Genomic DNA, 17,706 nt, shown 5'->3' on the forward strand with positions numbered 1-17,706 from the left:
CATACCAATCCCAAGTCACGCATGATGCGGCGTACCTTAAAGATACCAATAGGTAAGCCAGCGTGGTTTAGCATCGCCACTAATGTGCGGCTACCAGCAGCTCCACGACTGAGTGAGAATAACTCACTAATCGTTGACCTAAGCTGCACCTCTTCAAGCTTAATTGATGCCACACGCTGCTTAAAATCATAATAACTAGAACGCGGAACATCAAACACGCTACAGACCATTTCTAAAGACTCATGCTCACTTAAATGGCCTATCAACGAATATTGTTCATCTCGTCTGACATTAAGAGAGCGGTAGCCTTTTTTAAAATTGTTTTTTCTCTTTCAAGTCGATTAATTCTAGCTTCAAGCTCCTGAATTTTAAGCTGTTCAGGAGTAAGAGCTTTAGAGTTTGGTGTTGTGCCACCACGCTCATCTTGTAATTGTTTAACCCAGCGACGAAGAGCTGTTTCACCGACTTCTAGTGAGCGAGCAGCTTCAGGGAATGAGTATCCTTCATCAAGGACTAATTTTGCTGAATCAAGTTTAAACTCTTGAGAAAAAGAGCGACGTTGTTTTGTCATAGAACACCTCAGTTTGAGTGGTAATAATACCACCTAAATTGGTGTCCGGTTTCATTGAATCACAACAATAAAGCTGCATCCAATTGGTTAAAAACTAATGGCATGAGTTTACAGTGGGTGTTTTAAGCTATTTTGAATATAGGAATATAGGAATATAGGAATATAGGAATATAGGAATATAGGAATATAAGAATATAGGAATATAGGAATATAGGAATATAGGAATATAGGAATATAGGAATATAGGAATATAGGAATATAGGAATATAGGAATATAGGAATATAAGAATATAGGAATATAGGAATATAGGAATATAGGAATATAGGAATATAGGAATATAGGAATATAGGAATATAGGAATATAGGAATATAGGAATATAGGAATATAGGAATATAGGAATATAGGAATAGAAGTGGTGGAGGGAGCTGGATTCGAACCAGCGAAGGCTGAGCCGTCAGATTTACAGTCTGATCCCTTTGGCCGCTCGGGAACCCCTCCACACTATTTTTGTTACATTTGGCCCCACTTAACTTAGCGGTAAGAAAAGTGGTGGAGGGAGCTGGATTCGAACCAGCGAAGGCTGAGCCGTCAGATTTACAGTCTGATCCCTTTGGCCGCTCGGGAACCCCTCCAATGCAACGGCGCTGATAATAGCAAAATGTGCCTTTAAGTAAAGAAAAAAGCTAAAGAAAATTTAAATAAAGCCGATAAATATTCATTACTCATTCTAATCGGCTAAAGTCTATGCAAATCGACGATTTGTTAATCACAGAGCGGCAATTAAGTACTCGGTTAAACCAAAGTGTACATGCAGACCGCCGTGGTGAATTTTCATTGCTGTTGGCAATGCTTTCACAAGATGCTTTAGATTTTAGTCAATTTCATTTACCTAAAACTGAAATTGAAGATACAACCGCAGATGAAGCGCAGTTAAGAGAGCAATTAGGGGCAGGGCCAAAGCAACTATTAGCGCCTAGTGAATTTAATATGCTAATCGGCCAACTTAATGCACATCGCTTGAGCTTGGTAGGTGAAAATAAAGGTATGGCCGATATAAAACTAAACCAGTGTTTAAACCCTGAGCCTTTTTCGATTAGAGATGACGTAAATCACATATCCCTGACCATTATAGATAATTGTGAACTTGCTGTGCGCAGGCGAATACAAAAAGACGAAATTGAAATAGATAATCCGAAGATGGATGTTGCAGGCTTTTATGACGTATTAACAGACGTAAATCAGCGAGAACAATTACATTTGACGATGGCATAATTTACGTTGCCGTAAATAATTTCCGACCATTATCGCCATCATTGATAAGATTTTATGGTGACTCCAAAGCCCAATTGACTAAAATTTGATTTAATGTAAAAAAAGCATCCAAAAATTAAATGCAATTGCTATAATGGCTACAAATGGTATGACATGAATGCCGTTATCATTAAACCAAGGTAATTAGGAACGTAATGAAGAAAACATTCACGCTAAATCACGAGAAAATCAAATACCCTCGTATGGTTGATGCTGCGAAGCATGAAGTGAAAAAATATTTGAAAAGAGAGCGCAACAAAACTCTACCAGAAGATGCAGATTATTGGGCGTTTGACTGTAAGTTCGGTAAAACGGCCGAAGATGCTCAAGTGGTTCATGTGGCTGAAATCAGCAACTGCATTAGCGATATTGAAAAGCAAGAATTAACGTCTTTCTACTTAGAAATACTAGCAAGACCTGCACAGCGCCAACAGTTAGACCTTGATAACGACGAGTAATAATTAGCTTTGTGCATATCAAACTATTTAAATGGGCCCATTGGCCCATTTTTTATGCCTATAGATTACATTCAACCTTTATGCTTTTAAACCAATGCAAAACATTACATATCGTTTTAAGACGTTAACTTTTGTATTGTTAGTAATACTACTTTTAACGCCAACATAAGCCACTCAATGAATGGAGTTAATATTAAACCTAACGAGTTATAAAGGGAGTTATATTTATAAATATTGCTAAGGCTATGCATTAAATGGTTGTGATTGAATAGCTATTAAGTGAGGTGCCCAGTGCACTTCACTTAAAAGAGGATTTTTATACGCTATGGCATTTTTTATATTTTTTGTTACTACCACATGGGCAATCATCATTTCTGCCCACTTTAATATCAGCTACTGGAAATATAATACCATCGAGGTATCGCCACTGGTCTTGCTCTTTAATAAATTGAGACCGCTCGTGTAATTCACAGTAAAGGTTTTGATAAAAGTAGTTTGCCTTGAACTCAACAACCCCTCTATCTCCATCATTGTTTGTATCAATAACAGATAAGCTTATAAATCGACAACTAGTCGAAAACTCTTTAATTTCTTTTACAGGGTTTTCTGCTTGTTTCTCACTCGCATAAGTTTGGTATATATATTTAGCATTTTTTTGTGCGTAAGCTGTAAATCGAGAGCGCATTAACTGCTCGGGTGTTTCTGCTTGTTTATCACCTAATAATAGTGGTTCACAGCAGTTTTTGTAATTCTGTTGACTACCACACAGGCAAGCGATGTTATCTAATGAGTTCATAAAATTAATAAAAAATGTAAAACGTTAGTTTAACAAGCTTGCTTCAAAGAAGGTACATCGATAACGTTAGAATTTTTAGTAAAACAATACAACTTCGTTGTTGTCTTATTTAAATCAAGAGATAAATCAGCTAACAGTTGGTTGTTCAACATGTCTGTCCACGTAATTACTGCGGCAAAATTACCGTTATAAAGTGCGCTGCGTAATACATACTCTAAATTCACTAGATGTTTTTGCCTAATAACCAATAGTTTACTTGTATCTATTGAGCATGAGTCAAGTAAAGCCTTGCTAGGAACATGATCCGGTGCAATTAACAAAGTCCATGCACTTAAGCTGTTGTATTGGTGTAACACCTTTAAAAGCTCAAATGTCGCAGAAATCTCATCTTCAATTTGAATGACATTTACACAATCAGATAATTCGTCTTGCTGGTAGCTCTTTACTGTTCTTACGGTTATAGGCTGTAACATGATATCTCACTCACTGGGTTTATATACAGTACACGTATACAGTAGTTTATACAGTGTTATGGCGCAAGTGTTTTTTTGCTATTTTTTTATACAAATTCAGAGTTTATTTTAAAAAATAGTAGAAGTAATATTTATCCTATTGATTTTTATTGTTTTTATTTTAGTTAAAATATCTACGCTTGGTTTTTTTTTATACAGGTTGAAAAGTTTTGTTCATGGTTTTTCAAATGTAAAGTATAGGTAAGTGCTGTATACAGTATCTTGAGGGGCTCAGTTTTGGAGGCTTGGCTAAGGTGCGGGGGGAATCAAATGGGCATACTGTAACTGATGAATTTGTTCATACAGACTTGCGGCATAACATTGGGCATCTTTAAAACGTTTTGTTTCTATATATTTTCTTAAATCGGCAAGCGCAATCGTAGCCGGCTCATGACCTTGGCTGCTCGACAAACTTAGCCATGCAACTCCATGAAATACGCTTTGTGGAACGCCTTGGCCTTTTACAAAAAATAAGCCTAAATAAAATTGCCCACGATGATCACCAGACATTGCCGATAAACGCATCCATTTTGCAGCGAGGGCAGGCTGGCTATTTTTTAAATAATAGAGTGCCTTATTAAGCGTAGTTTGTTGAGAGCTATTACTTTCAGGAGGCGAACTAGTATCACTTGGTTGTGTCACAAAAGACAAAATGTTGTCTAATTGCTGTTCTAAATCCTGACCGGTTGGTGTTGTTTTTATCATATGTTGTCATTCGGTATAGTTAATTACTTCAATAGTTTAGTATATCGCAAGGTAAAATGTCCTGAAAAATATACTTTTTATGATAAAATCTTGCTACTTTTTATTGTTGTAAGTTCATTATGCTCGAAGCTTTATTTAAAATTAACGAAAATGGGTCCACGGTTCGCCGAGAATGCGTTGCGGGGATGACTACTTTTATCACTATGGTTTACATTGTATTTGTGAATCCGGCCATGTTAGCAGAAGCAGGAATGGATCAAGGGGCTGCTTTTGTTGCTACTTGTATAGCTGCTGCAATCGGTTGTTTTATTATGGGGTTGTGGGCCAATTATCCATTAGCGTTAGCGCCTGGTATGGGGTTAAACGCCTTTTTTACTTACGGCGTTGTATTAGGTATGGGATACACGTGGCAAGCTGCGTTGGGCGCAGTATTTATGTCGGGCTGTATCTTTTTATTGTTAAGTTTATTTAAGGTTAGAGAATGGATAATAAATGCCATTCCTTTAGTGTTAAAGCGGGCTATTGCGACAGGTATTGGTGCGTTTTTGGCCTTAATTGCCCTTAAAAATGCTGGGATTATTGTGGCAAGTCCTGCTACATTTGTGCAGTTGGGAGACATAACATCTCCGGGACCGCTACTGGCTATATTCAGTTTTTTTATTATTGCGGCATTGTTATATCGTGATTTTAAAAGTGGGGTTTTGATCAGCATATTATTAGTCACTGCTATCTCACTTGGTTTAGGCTTAGTTGAATACCAAGGAATTATTGCAGCCCCTCCTTCAATCCTACCTACTTTTATGCAATTGGATTTTGCTGCAGCTTTAGAACTTTCAATGCTTAGCGTTATTTTTGCATTTTTGTTTGTTGATTTATTTGATACGTCGGGCACGCTTGTTGCTGTAACTCAAAAAGCAGGTCTTGCAGATGAAAAAGGGAACATGCCACGCTTAGGCCGTGCCCTCAGTGCTGATAGCTCAGCCACTATTGCAGGTGCAATGTTAGGTACTTCAACGACCACATCTTACATAGAGTCAGTTGCGGGTGTATCTGTTGGCGGGCGTACAGGCTTAACAGCAGTTGTAGTTGGCTGCTGCTTTTTACTTATGATGTTTTTTGCGCCGTTAGCTAATATGGTACCAGCCTATGCAACAGCGGGCGCAATTTTGTATGTTGCTGTACTGATGCTACAAAACCTGAAGTTTGTGGACTGGGACGATATGACAGACGCAATTCCAGTCGCCGTTGTACTGTTGATGACTCCGCTTACGTTTTCAATTGCCCATGGTATTGCACTTGGTTTTATTTCATACACGGCGGTTAAGCTACTTTGTGGTAAACGCAGCGACATAACAATTAGCGTGTGGATATTAACTGCGTTATTCATCGTTAAATTCGCGTTTTTATCGTAAGTATCAAAGTTCTGTTTTAATAGCTAACTATCAGTGATGTTTAGTTATGTATCTTTGTTGATGTGTTCAACTTTCGGTTATAACAGTTAATATTAAATGCTAAAAAAGCCCATACAATGTATGGGCTTTTATATTATTTAGTGGAAAGCAGCTGTTACCATTTCTTTTTTGGAGCAAACAGCACATCTAAATCGTCTTGTTCTTGCTCGTTTTTCTTTTTTAGGGCGCTTGCGTTAGACGCTTTTAGCTCAACGCTAATTTCCTCTAGGTAACGTTCCACTTCCTGACGTTTAGCATTTACATATTCGTCTGAATAAGGCACAGCACTAAGCGTTGCGTAGGCTTTTTCAAAATATTGTCTAGCAGAGCCAACCATACTTGCAGAACGTGCCGAAATACCTCGTTTAATTTGGCTTTCAATATTTATTTTGAGTTGTAGCTTTTCAAGCTGTTTGTCTTCACCAGTAAAAACCTGGCTACTTATACGCCCTTTGGTGTGTTCAGAGCGTAGTATTACACGTAGTTTTTTTATGCCCTGAATTAACGCAACCAGTTGTTTATCGTTGCTTGGTAACGCCATTGAGTCGCTGTTAGTTCCTTGAACAGGATTAGAAAGGTGCTGTTTCATTTCCTCTAAACGGCTTTTTAATGCTTTTGAAGTTGGGGAATGAGTAACCATTGTTTTTAGTGCTTCAGCAATTCGGCTTTGTAATACTCTAATAATGTTTTCAGATAGCGGAATATTAGCCTGATTCATCAATGCTTCTTCAGTTTCTTCTATGATCGCCTTTTGTTTTGTGAGTTCTTTTCGGCGCTCATTTTCTTGTTTTTCTTTGTGTTGCTGAACAGCACTTACCCAAAGTGCAATCACAACCAAAGCAACTATAAGAACAATTATAATAGACACGATCATGGTGTAATTCTCGGATTCATAACCTAATTTTTTAATATTACATTAAATATAAGCCATCGGGGTAGTTTTGCGCGAATTAACTTCAAAATAGCTAAATAAACTGCTGAGAAATAGTAGGACTATGAGATTAATTCGTCTAATCATGGCTACCTCAAGTATATTTATTATGCTAGCCTTGAGCACCACTTCGATAAATGCACGCTATGAGCTTAATCAACGCTTCCAGTAAAACTGATTTAGCTTTATAGAATTTGCCTTTATTTATAATAAATTACAACGTAAAAATGCAGCCATGAAATTACAACAACTCAGATACATCGTAGAAGTACAAAATCATAAATTAAATGTTTCAGCAACGGCTGAGAGTTTATTTACCTCACAGCCTGGTATTTCTAAACAAGTACGTATGTTAGAAGATGAGTTAGGTGTTCAAATTTTTGGGCGAAGTGGCAAGCATTTAACGCATGTAACCAGTGCCGGTGAAGATATTATAAATATCTCGCGTGAAATACTTTCAAAGGTAGAGGGTATAAAAGCCGTCGCAAACGAACACACATTACCAGATCAAGGTAAGCTCAATATAGCAACAACGCATACACAGGCACGTTATGCTTTACCAAGTGTAATTCAAGGGTTTATGAAAAAATACCCAGCAGTATCACTGCATATGCATCAAGGCACACCGCAACAAATATCTGATGCTGCGGCAAGGGGCGATGCCGATTTTGCCATTGCAACTGAAGCGCTTCATTTATATTCAGATTTGGTCATGCTGCCTTGTTATCATTGGAACCGAAGTATTGTTGTTGCTAAAGATCATCCTCTAGCTAAAAAAGCCAATAGTTTAACGGTAGCAGATATTGCCGAATACCCGCTAATTACGTATGTATTTGGTTTTACGGGGCGTTCTGAATTAGACAAAGCATTTAGCGCCCATGGGTTAGAGCCGCATATTGTATTCACCGCGACTGATGCGGATGTAATTAAAACCTATGTACGTTTGGGGCTCGGCGTTGGGGTAGTGGCTTCAATGGCAATTGATGAAATTACTGATACTGATTTAGTGTGTATTGATGCAAGTCATTTATTTGAAGCAAGCACCACTAAAATTGGTTTTAGAAAGGGCAGCTTTTTACGTACTTATATGTATGACTTTATCGAACGCTTTGCACCGCACTTAACTAAAGAACGCGTTGAGCGTGCAAGTTTATTACGCAATCAAGATGATGTAGATAAGTTATTTGAAGATATAGAGCTACCTGTAAAGTAGCGGTGAGTCTGAAAACAAAAAAACCGGCTATTTTGAAGTGACCCCATAAAGTTGGACTCATTTCTAAGCGACTGCCAAGGCCTGATTTCGATACTGTATCGGACTCAGGCCTTTTAGTTTCAGTTTAATACGCTCATTGTTGTAATAGTGGATATATTCTTTAATGTTTTCAATAAGATCATTCACGTCTTTAAACGTTTCGTTGTGGTACATCTCACTCTTCAATATGCCGAAGAAGTTCTCAGCAACCGCATTATCTAAACAATTTCCTTTTCTAGACATACTTTGTTGCAATCCTTTTTCCTTAAGGTGATTTTGATATTGTTTGTTTTGATATTGCCACCCTTGATCTGAGTGTACAACTGGCTTTTCATTTGGCTTCAACCTAGCAGTTGCTGCTTTAAGCATGTCAGTTACCAAAGGGAGTGCAACGGATTTTCTGACTTCGTAACTGATTACCTCTTGGTTGAATAGGTCAATCATAGGCGATAGATATACCTTCTCATTATCCACTTTAAACTCCGTCACATCCGTCACCCATTTTTGATTTGGCTTCTGCGCAGTAAACTCGCGGTTAAGCGTATTTTCTGCGATTTTACCCACTTCACCTTTATAGGATTTATAGCGTTTAGGCCTTACTTTTGACTTGAGCCCTAACTCATTCATCAACCGTTGAACGCGCTTATGATTAACAAGTACCCCCATTGCTCTCAGGGCACTCGTAATTCTGCGATAGCCATATCGCCCTTTATGCGCGTGATAAATATCACGTATTTTTACCAGTAAATCATTGCTTGCACAGGGTTGCTTACAAGTAGTGCGATGATAATAGTAAACACTCTTTGGCAGCCCTGTAGCCTTTAAAAGGTGTCGTAAGCTATGCTTTGCCTTGAACTCTTCGACGACTATCGTTTTGTCTTTGCTTTTTTCTTTCTGGCTTGAGCCAAGGCTTCTAACTTTTTTAGCACATCATTCTCAACTCGTAAGTATGCTAATTCTTCTCGTAACTCCTCCTCAGTCATTTGCTCTACTAGTTTTGATGAAGAAGAATTATTTGTCATGAATGGCTTACCTTTTCTCTGTGGTTTAAGACGGGATATACCATCACGAGCATAAAGCTTTTGCCATTGAAAAAGAATGCCTGGGGACGATAAATCGAAGAAAGCACTGGTATAACCGAGTGACCAACTGTTTGCTGTCATCGTTTTTAACACTTCAGCCTTAAATGCTAGAGAATAAGGTTTGTGAACAGACCTGAAGCTTTCAGCGCCATGAATTCGATAAATAGCGGTCCAATATCGGACCTGCCTATCTGTAACATTAAATCTGTTACTTACCGCCGAAGAGCTTTCAGACAAAGCGAGTTCAGCTATTTTGAGCTTGAAAACTCGGTGATGTTTGGACATAAAAAGACCCCCAGTAATTGGAATGTCCAACTATTGGGGGTCACTTCATTGAGCGGTTTTTTTGTTTAGGTGGCCTAACACTCAATAATGTTAACGGCTAAACCCCCTCGTGCAGTTTCTTTGTATTTTGTTTTCATATCATTACCTGTTTCAAGCATGGTTTTTATTACTTTATCAAGTGATACCTTTTGCTCGCCACTACCGCGAATGGCCAATCGAGACGCATTGATAGCTTTTATCGCTCCCATCGCATTGCGTTCAATACAAGGAACTTGCACTAAGCCGCCAACGGGGTCACATGTCAAACCCAGATTATGCTCCATGCCTATTTCTGCTGCGTTTTCAACTTGTACAACATTACCGCCCACAATTTCAGTTAATGCACCGGCTGCCATTGAACAAGCAACACCCACTTCACCTTGGCAACCCACTTCGGCGCCAGAAATAGACGCATTCTTTTTATATAAAATACCAATTGCAGCGGCTGTTAGTAGGTAACGCGTGGCAATGTCACGATCTACTTCTTTTACAAATGTGTGATAGTACATGAGTACAGCAGGTAAAATGCCTGCAGCACCATTAGTGGGAGCTGTTACTACTCGCCCACCGGCAGCATTTTCTTCATTCACAGCCAGTGCAAATAGGTCGACCCAATCCATTGCTCTGAGTGGATCGTTGCTCACTTCAATATTAAGTTTTAAATAAAGGCTAGGTGCACGGCGTTTCACTTTTAAACCGCCAGGTAAAATTCCTTCTGTACGCATTCCTCGCTCAATACAGGCTTTCATTACTTGCCAAATATGAAATAACTCATCTTTTATAGCGTCTTCAGTTCGAAGTGTGCGTTCGTTTTTCATCATTAAACTTGACACACTTAGGCCAGAATCTTTACACATTTCAAGCAGTTCTTTTGCGCTACTAAAAGGGTATGGTGCTGGGTTTTCTTCTCTAATATCGAGCGCTGTTTGTTTTTCGTTTTCAAATTCTTCGTCGGTAACAATAAACCCGCCACCGATAGAGTAGTACACTTTGCTGTAAAGCTTTTCACCATTATTCGAGGCAATAATTTCCATGGCATTAGAATGCTTAGGCAGCGTTTTACGACGATGAAATACAATAGCGCCTTGCTTAGGGAAATTGGCTTTGTGTGTTTGGTTTAAATGGATTACTTGTTCTTGTTCGATAGTTAATAAAATATCATCGACTAAATCGGCATCAATTGTTTCAGGGTCATAGCCTGCTAAGCCAAGTACAACCGCTTTGCCAGAACCATGGCCTATACCTGTTTGACCTAGCGAACCATAAAGCTCCACTTTAATATCTGTAACACTTTTTAATAGCTGTTTTTCATGGAGTTCATTAACAAATAAGCGTGATGCGCGCATTGGGCCGACGGTGTGTGATGACGAAGGGCCAATACCAATGCTAAACATATCAAATGCACTGATCATAGTGTGTGTCTCTTATTAATTTACTCAGCCCGAGGCTGCTCTTTGAACGGTCGAGCATAATAACGCGGAATTGTTAGTATGTAACTATTATTAACGAAGATTTAAACTGGTAAGGCAAGTTGTTTTGTAAAGTTTTTTATAATGCTAGCGGTTGCTCCCCATAGTAACCCGTGGGGGGTAACAAATCCTTGCAGGACAATTTCTTTACCAAAACGTTGAAATGGCAAAGGTTGCCAGTTAGCTTCATTACTTAATTCACCTACAGAGAGTAAAAAGCTGGCTTGCACTTCATTATGATCGTTTATCCACTGCGTATTTTTATTCAAAACACATACGTAGGGGCGAATACTAAAGCCGGTCAAAGTAGCATACTCTGGTAAATTGCCAAGGATATTGACATCTTTTTGCGCAATGTTTAATTCTTCTTTCAATTCACGTAGTGCCGTTGTGCGAAGAGTTTTGTCATTCGCTTCAAACTTACCACCGGGTAAGCAAATCTCACCTGGGTGATGATGTAGATAGGTAGGGCGCTTACACAGTAAAATATGTGCATGCCCGGCTACATCAATAATAGGCAGCATAACAGCACTGGCACGTTTATTTCGAGAATCTTTTATTTGATTTGGCGCAGCTGTTGGGCTTAATTGAAAACGTGTTTTAATAAAGTCGCTATTCAAGATCACCAACTCTCTAATAAAGGTAAAATTTTATTTACTTTATCGTATGTCTCTTGGTATTCCAATTCGACTTTAGAATCAGCCACGATTCCGCCGCCTGCCCAACAGTATATATGCTGCTCATAACAAACTAAGGTACGAATAGTAATACTGGTATCCATATTACCGCAGGCACTTAAGTAACCAATAGAGCCACAGTAAACACTGCGTTTGTGGGGTTCTAGCTCCTCTATAATTTCCATAGCGCGTATTTTGGGTGCTCCTGTAATGGATCCCCCAGGAAAAGCGGCTTCGAGTTGATCAACGGCTGTTTTATTCATATCAAGTTCGGCGGTTACTGTACTTACTAAATGATGAACGGCCGGAAAACTTTCTATTGCAAATAAAGAAGGCACTTTTACACTGCCAGGTTTGGCAACTTTACCTAAGTCGTTACGAAGTAAATCTACAATCATCACGTTTTCTGCGCGGTCTTTGGGTGAGTTTGCAAGTTTTAACGCTTGTGCATTATCTTCGCGAGCGTCTGCTTTACGTGCAAGAGTCCCTTTTATTGGTTTAGTTTCTACAATATTGTCTTGGATCGATATAAAACGTTCAGGCGAAATAGACAAAATAGCGCCAGCAGGATGATTAATAAAGCTTGAAAAAGGCGCTTTATTAGCCTCGCGCAATTTAACATACGCTGACCAAGGGTTACCGCTATATTGGGCTTTAAAGCGCTGCGCTAAATTAATTTGATAGCAATCACCGCTTTTTAAATAGTCTTCAATTACTGCAAACTTTTTGGCGTATTGGGCTTGGCTCATATTAGAAAGCCAATCAGACGTTAACTCAAACTTTGCATCATTAGGAGTCGATGCTAGATAGTGTTCGTAAAGCGAGAGTCTCTCAACATCAGGTTGTGAAACATAAAACCAAGTATTTTGCTGTCTATCAAAAATAAGGGCATCTAAATAAAGGCCAACAGCCATTTGCGGTAAGTTTATATCTTGCTCTGCTAAGGTTGGCATTTTTTCAATTGTACGACCCAAGTCGTAGCCAAAATAACCTAGCCAGCCGCCGTTAAACGGCAAATCAAAAGGAGCTTTTGTGGCACTCAGTGTGCGCAAATGGATATTCATTATTTCAAAGCAGGTTAGCTCACTTGGTTCACCATTGAAGAACGTTTTGTTGTCGCTCACTTCAAGCAATTGTGCAGGTTCTATAGCAATTATGTCATAGCGACTATTTACATGCTCGCTATCAGCTGAATCGAGGAGTATGGCATGAGGCAGGTGAGAAAAATGCGAAAATACATCAATACAGTTTTGTGTTATTGATAATTTTACACAATTATTTTTATTGTTTAGCATTTACTACCCCTATAAGAACTGGCTCCAAACGGGCTGGGAGGGTATCATAAGTCAAATTTTTTTGGCAGCGTTTAGTATAAAATCAACGTTGTAATTAAAACAGTACAAACCGCCGTCACCGGTTTGGTATAGATTACGCTTAAGCGTAAAGCTAACTTGAGGAACCATTATGAGTACAATCCGTCAGCAAGACTTTATTGATAGCATTGAAGATGCATTGCAATATATTTCGTTCTACCACCCACTTGATTTTGTTCAAGCTTTAGAAAAAGCTTATAACAAAGAACAAAGCAAAGCTGCTAAAGATGCCATCGCCCAAATTTTAATCAACTCGCGCATGTCGGCTGAAGGCAAGCGTCCGCTTTGTCAAGATACAGGTATTATTACGTGTTTTGTAAAAGTGGGTATGGATGTTAAGTGGGATAAAACAGACTTAACAGTTCAACAAATGGTTGATGAAGGTACTCGTCGTGCGTATTTGAATCCGGATAACCCGCTTCGTGCTTCTATTGTTGCAGATCCTGCTGGTACTCGTAAAAACACAAAAGATAATACACCTTCAGTTGTTCACATCGACTTGGTTGCTGGTGGCGAAGTAGAAGTCATGGTTGCAGCAAAAGGCGGCGGCTCAGAAAACAAAAGTAAAATGGTTATGCTAAATCCATCAGACGATGTAGCCGCATGGGTTGAAAAAACATTACCTACAATGGGTGCTGGTTGGTGCCCGCCAGGCATGCTGGGTATAGGTATTGGTGGCACAGCAGAAAAAGCAGCCGTAATGGCCAAAGAGTCATTGATGGATCCTGTTGATATACACGAGCTTATGGAGCGTGGAGCAGAAACGACAGAAGAAAAGCTGCGCCTAGAAATATTCGAACGTGCAAATAAACTCGGTATTGGTGCACAAGGTTTAGGTGGTTTAACAACGGTTGTTGACATAAAAATTAAAACCGCGCCAACGCATGCTGCATCAAAACCTGTGGTTATGATCCCTAACTGTGCGGCAACGCGTCATGTGCACTTTACTTTAGATGGGTCGGGTCCTGCTGACTTAAAAGCGCCAAAGCTTGAAGATTGGCCTGAAGTCACTTTTGAAGTAGGCGAGGGCACACGTCGTGTTAATTTAGATACGCTGACAAAAGATGATGTTCAAGAGTGGAAAATGGGCGAAACCGTTTTGTTGTCAGGTACTATTTTAACGGGCCGAGATGCAGCACACAAACGCTTGCAAGATATGATCAATTCAGGTGAAGGTTTACCTGAAGGTGTAGATTTTGATAATAAATTTATCTACTACGTAGGCCCAGTTGACGCTGTGGGTGACGAAGCAGTAGGCCCAGCTGGCCCAACTACAGCAACACGTATGGATAAATTTACCGATATGATGCTAGAAAAAACTGGCATTGTAGGCATGATTGGTAAAGCAGAGCGCGGCCCTGCAACGGTTGAATCAATCAAAGAGCATAAATCTGTTTACTTGATGGCTGTAGGTGGTGCTGCGTATTTAGTATCTAAAGCGATTAAAAAAGCGCGTGTAGTTGCGTTTGAAGATTTAGGTATGGAAGCGATTTACGAGTTTGAAGTTGAAGACATGCCTGTAACGGTTGCAGTAGATAGCGAAGGTGCCAATGCACATACGCAAGGTCCAGCAATTTGGAAAGCTAAAATTGCTGAACTGGATAGCAAGTTAAAGTAGTTGTTATCATAGATTTCAAAGCGAGCCATGTGCTCGCTTTTTTATTTTAAATCAACCGGTAATGACTAAAAACAGATCTTACCAGTTGTGTGTTAACTGTTTAGCTAAATTAAAAGCAATGTATAACAATAGTTTACGTGTTAATAACGGGTGTATTAAAAACTTTACGAATAAATTCATGGTAACGCGAACGTAAACGTAAAGGGAAAAGCGTGATGCTTTTTTAGTTTTAACATGTGGGTTTATAATTTATTTTGAATTTTTTAGTTGTTAATTTGTTATATTTTAACTATTTAATTCAAGCGCTTGGTGTTTTTTAGCTTTATCATCTTGATGTATGGCGAACACCATCTTGAAGTGATAAAGTCTCGACAATTTCCAGCGCGTACACCCTCTCACGGGTCAATTTTTCGGAGTATTTTTAGTGGCTGTGTTTAATCAAGTTGAATTTGATAATCATGAACAAGTAGTTTTTTGTTCGGACAAAGAGTCAGGTTTAAAAGCAATTATTGCTGTGCATAGTACCAAGTTGGGTCCTGCCGTTGGTGGATGTAGAATGTGGGATTACGCTGAAGATGAAGACGCAGTTTATGATGTTTTGCGCTTATCAAAAGGCATGACATACAAAAATGCAGTGGCGCAACTTCCTTTTGGTGGGGGCAAATCTGTAATTATTGGTAACGCCAAAGAAATTAAATCAGAACAACTTTTTCGTGCTTTTGGTCGCCAATTAGAGCGTTTAAACGGTAGTTATTACTCAGCAGAAGACGTCAATATTACGTGTGCCGACGTTGCTTTAATGAACAAAGAAACAAATTACGTACTTGGTCTTGAAGGCAAAAGCGGAAATCCATCTCCCTTTACTGCATACGGCACTTTTTTAGGTATTAAAGCTGCGCTGCAGCATCAACGCGGTCACCAAGATTTCTCGGGTATAAAAGTAGCAGTACAAGGTTTAGGGGCTGTTGCTTACGGCTTGTGTAAGCACCTAGCCAATGCAGGTGCGCAGTTGTTTGTAACCGATATAAATCAGGTTGCAATTGATCGTGTTGTTAACGATTTTGGCGCAACAGCTGTTGGTATTGATGACATTTATGACTTAGACGTAGACGTTTATGCGCCCTGTGCATTAGGCGCAACTATAAACGATGACACTATACCGCGTATTAAAGCAACCATTATTGCTGGTTGTGCCAACAATCAGTTAGCCCAATCTCGTCATGGTGAAATTATACGTGAAAAAGGTATTTTGTATGCGCCAGATTACGTTATAAACGCAGGTGGTATTATTAATGTTTATTACGAAACTGCGCCAGAGGGTTATACTGTTGAGGCTTCTAATAAACACGTTGAGGGTATTTTTAATACACTAACAGAAATTTTTGCACGCAGCGAAAAAGAGCAAAAGTCGACGCATTTAATAGCAGATGAACTCGCTCAAGAAATTATAGAAAAAGGACTTTAAATTTAATCCTGCAAAAAAAGAGGGACGCAACTGCGTCCTTCTTTTTGTTATTAATGCTATTTTTATGAAACAACGGTACACTTTATTTTTAATTAAGTGTGGTACGTATAATGACGTTAACTTCGAATATGCAGCCTATAGACCTTGATAGCTGGCCTCGTAAACAACACTTTGAGTTATTCAAAAACTTCACTCAGCCTTACTTTAATGTGTGTGTTCAACTAGATGCAAAAACACTCTTTAGCTATTGTAAAGCGCAGCGCATTTCATTTTTTCAGGCTTATGTTTATTGCACATTAAAAGCATGCCATGCGTACGAACCGATTATGTTACGAATTATAGAATTCAAGCCCTGGTTACTCACAAGCATCCGTGCAAGTGTTGTAGAGCTTGATGAAGACGAGTGCTTTGTATTTAGTTATTTTGACTATATGGGCTCTTTTAAAGAGTTTTCAGCCCATAGCGAAAAAGTAAGCAAACAAGCTAAGTCAAACCCGCTATTTAGCGACGCATTTGCAAACACAGAAGGGCAGGCTGATTTAATTCATATATCTGTTTTACCTTGGCTAAATTTTAGCGCTTTTTCACATGCATTTAGCGAAGGGCAAAGTTTAGGGATCCCTAAATTTGTATTTGGGCAGTACAATAAACACAGTGGCACGATGCCACTTGCTATTGATGTGCATCATTCTCTAATGGACGGCCTGCACGTCGCTCGCTTTATTAAAATATTACAAACTGAAATTGATAGTTTTAAGTGTCTTTAGGGTTGGTAATATAAGCGCTAAAAATCGTTAAATTTATTATGCCTGTTGAAAACCCATAGCATTGGACCTATTTATAGAAACATAAGCAGGATTAAGGTGTTGCCATGATAAATGGATTGTTAATTAGCGTTTTGGTGTTGTTTGTGGTGATATTTTGGCAATGGCCTTCTATTCAAGCCTACCTTTGGCGCAATAAGTATCAACGTATGGGTTTAAGCTCTCAGCAAAAAGATATTTTACTGCGCTGTATGCCTATCTACCGAAAAATGACAGATGCTGACAGAGCCAAACTTGAGCGACATATTGTTTGGTTTTTAAATGAAAAACGCTTTGTTGGCTGCGATGGATTAAAACTCACACCTGCGATGAAACTTATTGTAGCTGCTGATGCCTGTGTGCTCGTGCTCAATAAGCCGTGGCCACTTTATACCAATGTAAAAGAAATATTATTGTACCCAAGTGCTTACTACGCACCACAAACCACGCGTGATAGTGCCGGTTTAGTAAGCTATCATAATACGGTGAGGCAAGGTGAATCTTGGCCAGGAGGTACGCTAGTATTAAGCTGGCATGATGTACTTGAAGGAAGCCGTTTACCCAGTGATGGGCACAACTTAGTGTTTCATGAATTCGCTCATCAGTTAGATCAGGAAACAGGTAAAACAACCGGTACGCCACTTTTAAAAAGCTCGGCTGATTATAAAGAGTGGGGCAGAGTATTTAGTCGTGCCTTTACGCAGTTAAAAAGTCATGTAGCGTATAGCATGCCTCATGTTATTCATAGCTATGGCGCCACAAACGAGGCCGAATTTTTTGCGGTGATCACCGAAACCTTTATCGAAAAATCGGCAGAGTTGCGACGCTACGATCCAGAAATTTATAGACTGCTGGTTAACTACTACCAATTTGACCCTATTTCTTGGCATTAAACGTAATAAACTG

General features: G+C 39.2%; 17 protein-coding genes, 2 tRNA genes and 1 pseudogene. 8 read left to right on the forward strand and 12 right to left on the reverse strand.

Annotation, left to right across the window (positions count from 1 at the left end; genetic code table 11):
• From ATS76_RS19395 to ATS76_RS07880, 3 genes and pseudogenes are all read right to left on the reverse strand, one after another.
• Positions 1 to 571: pseudogene (locus ATS76_RS19395) on the reverse strand (transposase); the annotation flags it as partial.
• Between the two features lie 415 nt (positions 572 to 986).
• Positions 987 to 1,071: transfer RNA gene (locus tag ATS76_RS07875), tRNA-Tyr, on the reverse strand.
• A gap of 49 nt (positions 1,072 to 1,120) precedes the next feature.
• Positions 1,121 to 1,205, reverse strand: a tRNA-Tyr gene (locus tag ATS76_RS07880).
• Positions 1,206 to 1,317: 112 nt separating this feature from the next.
• Between ATS76_RS07880 and ATS76_RS07885 the strand changes: the two genes are divergently transcribed.
• Complete coding sequence (locus ATS76_RS07885; protein ID WP_058551698.1) at positions 1,318 to 1,845, forward strand: VC2046/SO_2500 family protein; 528 nt, start codon at positions 1,318 to 1,320, stop codon at positions 1,843 to 1,845.
• A 194-nt stretch (positions 1,846 to 2,039) separates the two neighbouring features.
• Entirely contained in the window at positions 2,040 to 2,342 is a 303-nt protein-coding gene (locus ATS76_RS07890; RefSeq protein WP_058404273.1) for a DUF6172 family protein, read from the forward strand.
• 316 nt (positions 2,343 to 2,658) lie between these two features.
• On the opposite strand, the gene ATS76_RS07895 is transcribed toward ATS76_RS07890, so the two are convergent.
• The 3 genes from ATS76_RS07895 to ATS76_RS07905 form a co-directional block, all read right to left on the reverse strand.
• Complete coding sequence (locus ATS76_RS07895; protein ID WP_058551699.1) at positions 2,659 to 3,138, reverse strand: YchJ family protein; 480 nt, start codon at positions 3,136 to 3,138, stop codon at positions 2,659 to 2,661.
• A 29-nt stretch (positions 3,139 to 3,167) separates the two neighbouring features.
• Positions 3,168 to 3,611, reverse strand: a complete 444-nt coding sequence (locus ATS76_RS07900; RefSeq protein ID WP_058404275.1) for a SulA-like leucine-rich domain-containing protein — start codon at positions 3,609 to 3,611, stop codon at positions 3,168 to 3,170.
• 288 nt (positions 3,612 to 3,899) lie between these two features.
• A complete protein-coding gene (locus ATS76_RS07905; protein ID WP_058551700.1) occupies positions 3,900 to 4,355 on the reverse strand; it encodes a tetratricopeptide repeat protein in 456 nt (151 codons plus the stop codon).
• Positions 4,356 to 4,474: 119 nt separating this feature from the next.
• Between ATS76_RS07905 and ATS76_RS07910 the strand changes: the two genes are divergently transcribed.
• Entirely contained in the window at positions 4,475 to 5,767 is a 1,293-nt protein-coding gene (locus ATS76_RS07910) for an NCS2 family permease (RefSeq protein ID WP_171034634.1), read from the forward strand.
• Between the two features lie 154 nt (positions 5,768 to 5,921).
• Here ATS76_RS07910 and ATS76_RS07915 read toward each other — a convergent pair whose 3' ends face one another.
• A complete protein-coding gene (locus ATS76_RS07915) occupies positions 5,922 to 6,680 on the reverse strand; it encodes a hypothetical protein (RefSeq protein WP_058551701.1) in 759 nt (252 codons plus the stop codon).
• A gap of 292 nt (positions 6,681 to 6,972) precedes the next feature.
• On the opposite strand from ATS76_RS07915, the gene cysB reads away from it, so the two are divergent.
• Positions 6,973 to 7,950, forward strand: coding sequence for an HTH-type transcriptional regulator CysB (cysB, locus tag ATS76_RS07920; RefSeq protein ID WP_006792362.1), 978 nt, complete (start codon positions 6,973 to 6,975; stop codon positions 7,948 to 7,950).
• A gap of 63 nt (positions 7,951 to 8,013) precedes the next feature.
• On the opposite strand, the gene ATS76_RS07925 is transcribed toward cysB, so the two are convergent.
• The 5 genes from ATS76_RS07925 to pabB form a co-directional block, all read right to left on the reverse strand.
• On the reverse strand, positions 8,014 to 8,859 hold the full coding sequence (locus ATS76_RS07925; protein ID WP_235590923.1) for an IS3 family transposase: 846 nt from the start codon (positions 8,857 to 8,859) through the stop codon (positions 8,014 to 8,016).
• Positions 8,856 to 9,356, reverse strand: a complete 501-nt coding sequence (locus tag ATS76_RS07930) for a helix-turn-helix domain-containing protein (protein ID WP_058551027.1) — start codon at positions 9,354 to 9,356, stop codon at positions 8,856 to 8,858. Before ATS76_RS07930 ends, ATS76_RS07925 begins: the two co-directional genes overlap by 4 nt.
• A gap of 74 nt (positions 9,357 to 9,430) precedes the next feature.
• Positions 9,431 to 10,807 carry an L-serine ammonia-lyase gene (locus tag ATS76_RS07935; RefSeq protein ID WP_058551703.1) on the reverse strand — a complete coding sequence of 459 codons (1,377 nt, stop codon included), beginning with the start codon at positions 10,805 to 10,807 and terminating at the stop codon, positions 9,431 to 9,433.
• 101 nt (positions 10,808 to 10,908) lie between these two features.
• On the reverse strand, positions 10,909 to 11,484 hold the full coding sequence (locus ATS76_RS07940; RefSeq protein WP_058551704.1) for an NUDIX hydrolase: 576 nt from the start codon (positions 11,482 to 11,484) through the stop codon (positions 10,909 to 10,911).
• Between the two features lie 2 nt (positions 11,485 to 11,486).
• Positions 11,487 to 12,836: an aminodeoxychorismate synthase component I gene (pabB, locus tag ATS76_RS07945; protein WP_058551705.1), complete on the reverse strand. Its 1,350-nt coding sequence runs from the start codon at positions 12,834 to 12,836 to the stop codon at positions 11,487 to 11,489.
• 169 nt (positions 12,837 to 13,005) lie between these two features.
• On the opposite strand from pabB, the gene ATS76_RS07950 reads away from it, so the two are divergent.
• The 4 genes from ATS76_RS07950 to ATS76_RS07965 all read left to right on the forward strand — a co-directional run bounded on the left by ATS76_RS07950 (position 13,006) and on the right by ATS76_RS07965 (position 17,693).
• Positions 13,006 to 14,532: a fumarate hydratase gene (locus ATS76_RS07950; RefSeq protein WP_006792366.1), complete on the forward strand. Its 1,527-nt coding sequence runs from the start codon at positions 13,006 to 13,008 to the stop codon at positions 14,530 to 14,532.
• 424 nt (positions 14,533 to 14,956) lie between these two features.
• Positions 14,957 to 15,997, forward strand: coding sequence for a Leu/Phe/Val dehydrogenase (locus ATS76_RS07955; protein WP_058551706.1), 1,041 nt, complete (start codon positions 14,957 to 14,959; stop codon positions 15,995 to 15,997).
• A 128-nt stretch (positions 15,998 to 16,125) separates the two neighbouring features.
• Positions 16,126 to 16,764 carry a chloramphenicol acetyltransferase gene (locus ATS76_RS07960; RefSeq protein ID WP_082664338.1) on the forward strand — a complete coding sequence of 213 codons (639 nt, stop codon included), beginning with the start codon at positions 16,126 to 16,128 and terminating at the stop codon, positions 16,762 to 16,764.
• 104 nt (positions 16,765 to 16,868) lie between these two features.
• Complete coding sequence (locus ATS76_RS07965; protein WP_058551708.1) at positions 16,869 to 17,693, forward strand: M90 family metallopeptidase; 825 nt, start codon at positions 16,869 to 16,871, stop codon at positions 17,691 to 17,693.
• The last annotated feature ends 13 nt before the right edge of the window (positions 17,694 to 17,706 follow it).

Source organism: Pseudoalteromonas sp. 10-33, assembly GCF_001469195.1.
GTDB lineage: Bacteria > Pseudomonadota > Gammaproteobacteria > Enterobacterales > Alteromonadaceae > Pseudoalteromonas.

What these genes read in the sequence shown, in the direction of transcription:
- cysB (WP_006792362.1), top strand. Translation starts at nt 6,973, where the DNA reads ATGAAATTACAACAACTCAGATACATCGTAGAAGTACAAAATCATAAA.
- ATS76_RS07895 (WP_058551699.1), bottom strand. Translation starts at nt 3,138, where the DNA reads ATGAACTCATTAGATAACATCGCTTGCCTGTGTGGTAGTCAACAGAAT.
- ATS76_RS07930 (WP_058551027.1), bottom strand. Translation starts at nt 9,356, where the DNA reads ATGTCCAAACATCACCGAGTTTTCAAGCTCAAAATAGCTGAACTCGCT.
- ATS76_RS07965 (WP_058551708.1), top strand. Translation starts at nt 16,869, where the DNA reads ATGATAAATGGATTGTTAATTAGCGTTTTGGTGTTGTTTGTGGTGATA.
- pabB (WP_058551705.1), bottom strand. Translation starts at nt 12,836, where the DNA reads ATGCTAAACAATAAAAATAATTGTGTAAAATTATCAATAACACAAAAC.
- ATS76_RS07960 (WP_082664338.1), top strand. Translation starts at nt 16,126, where the DNA reads ATGCAGCCTATAGACCTTGATAGCTGGCCTCGTAAACAACACTTTGAG.
- ATS76_RS07890 (WP_058404273.1), top strand. Translation starts at nt 2,040, where the DNA reads ATGAAGAAAACATTCACGCTAAATCACGAGAAAATCAAATACCCTCGT.
- ATS76_RS07935 (WP_058551703.1), bottom strand. Translation starts at nt 10,807, where the DNA reads ATGATCAGTGCATTTGATATGTTTAGCATTGGTATTGGCCCTTCGTCA.
- ATS76_RS07900 (WP_058404275.1), bottom strand. Translation starts at nt 3,611, where the DNA reads ATGTTACAGCCTATAACCGTAAGAACAGTAAAGAGCTACCAGCAAGAC.
- ATS76_RS07950 (WP_006792366.1), top strand. Translation starts at nt 13,006, where the DNA reads ATGAGTACAATCCGTCAGCAAGACTTTATTGATAGCATTGAAGATGCA.
- ATS76_RS07905 (WP_058551700.1), bottom strand. Translation starts at nt 4,355, where the DNA reads ATGATAAAAACAACACCAACCGGTCAGGATTTAGAACAGCAATTAGAC.
- ATS76_RS07915 (WP_058551701.1), bottom strand. Translation starts at nt 6,680, where the DNA reads ATGATCGTGTCTATTATAATTGTTCTTATAGTTGCTTTGGTTGTGATT.
- ATS76_RS07910 (WP_171034634.1), top strand. Translation starts at nt 4,475, where the DNA reads ATGCTCGAAGCTTTATTTAAAATTAACGAAAATGGGTCCACGGTTCGC.
- ATS76_RS07885 (WP_058551698.1), top strand. Translation starts at nt 1,318, where the DNA reads ATGCAAATCGACGATTTGTTAATCACAGAGCGGCAATTAAGTACTCGG.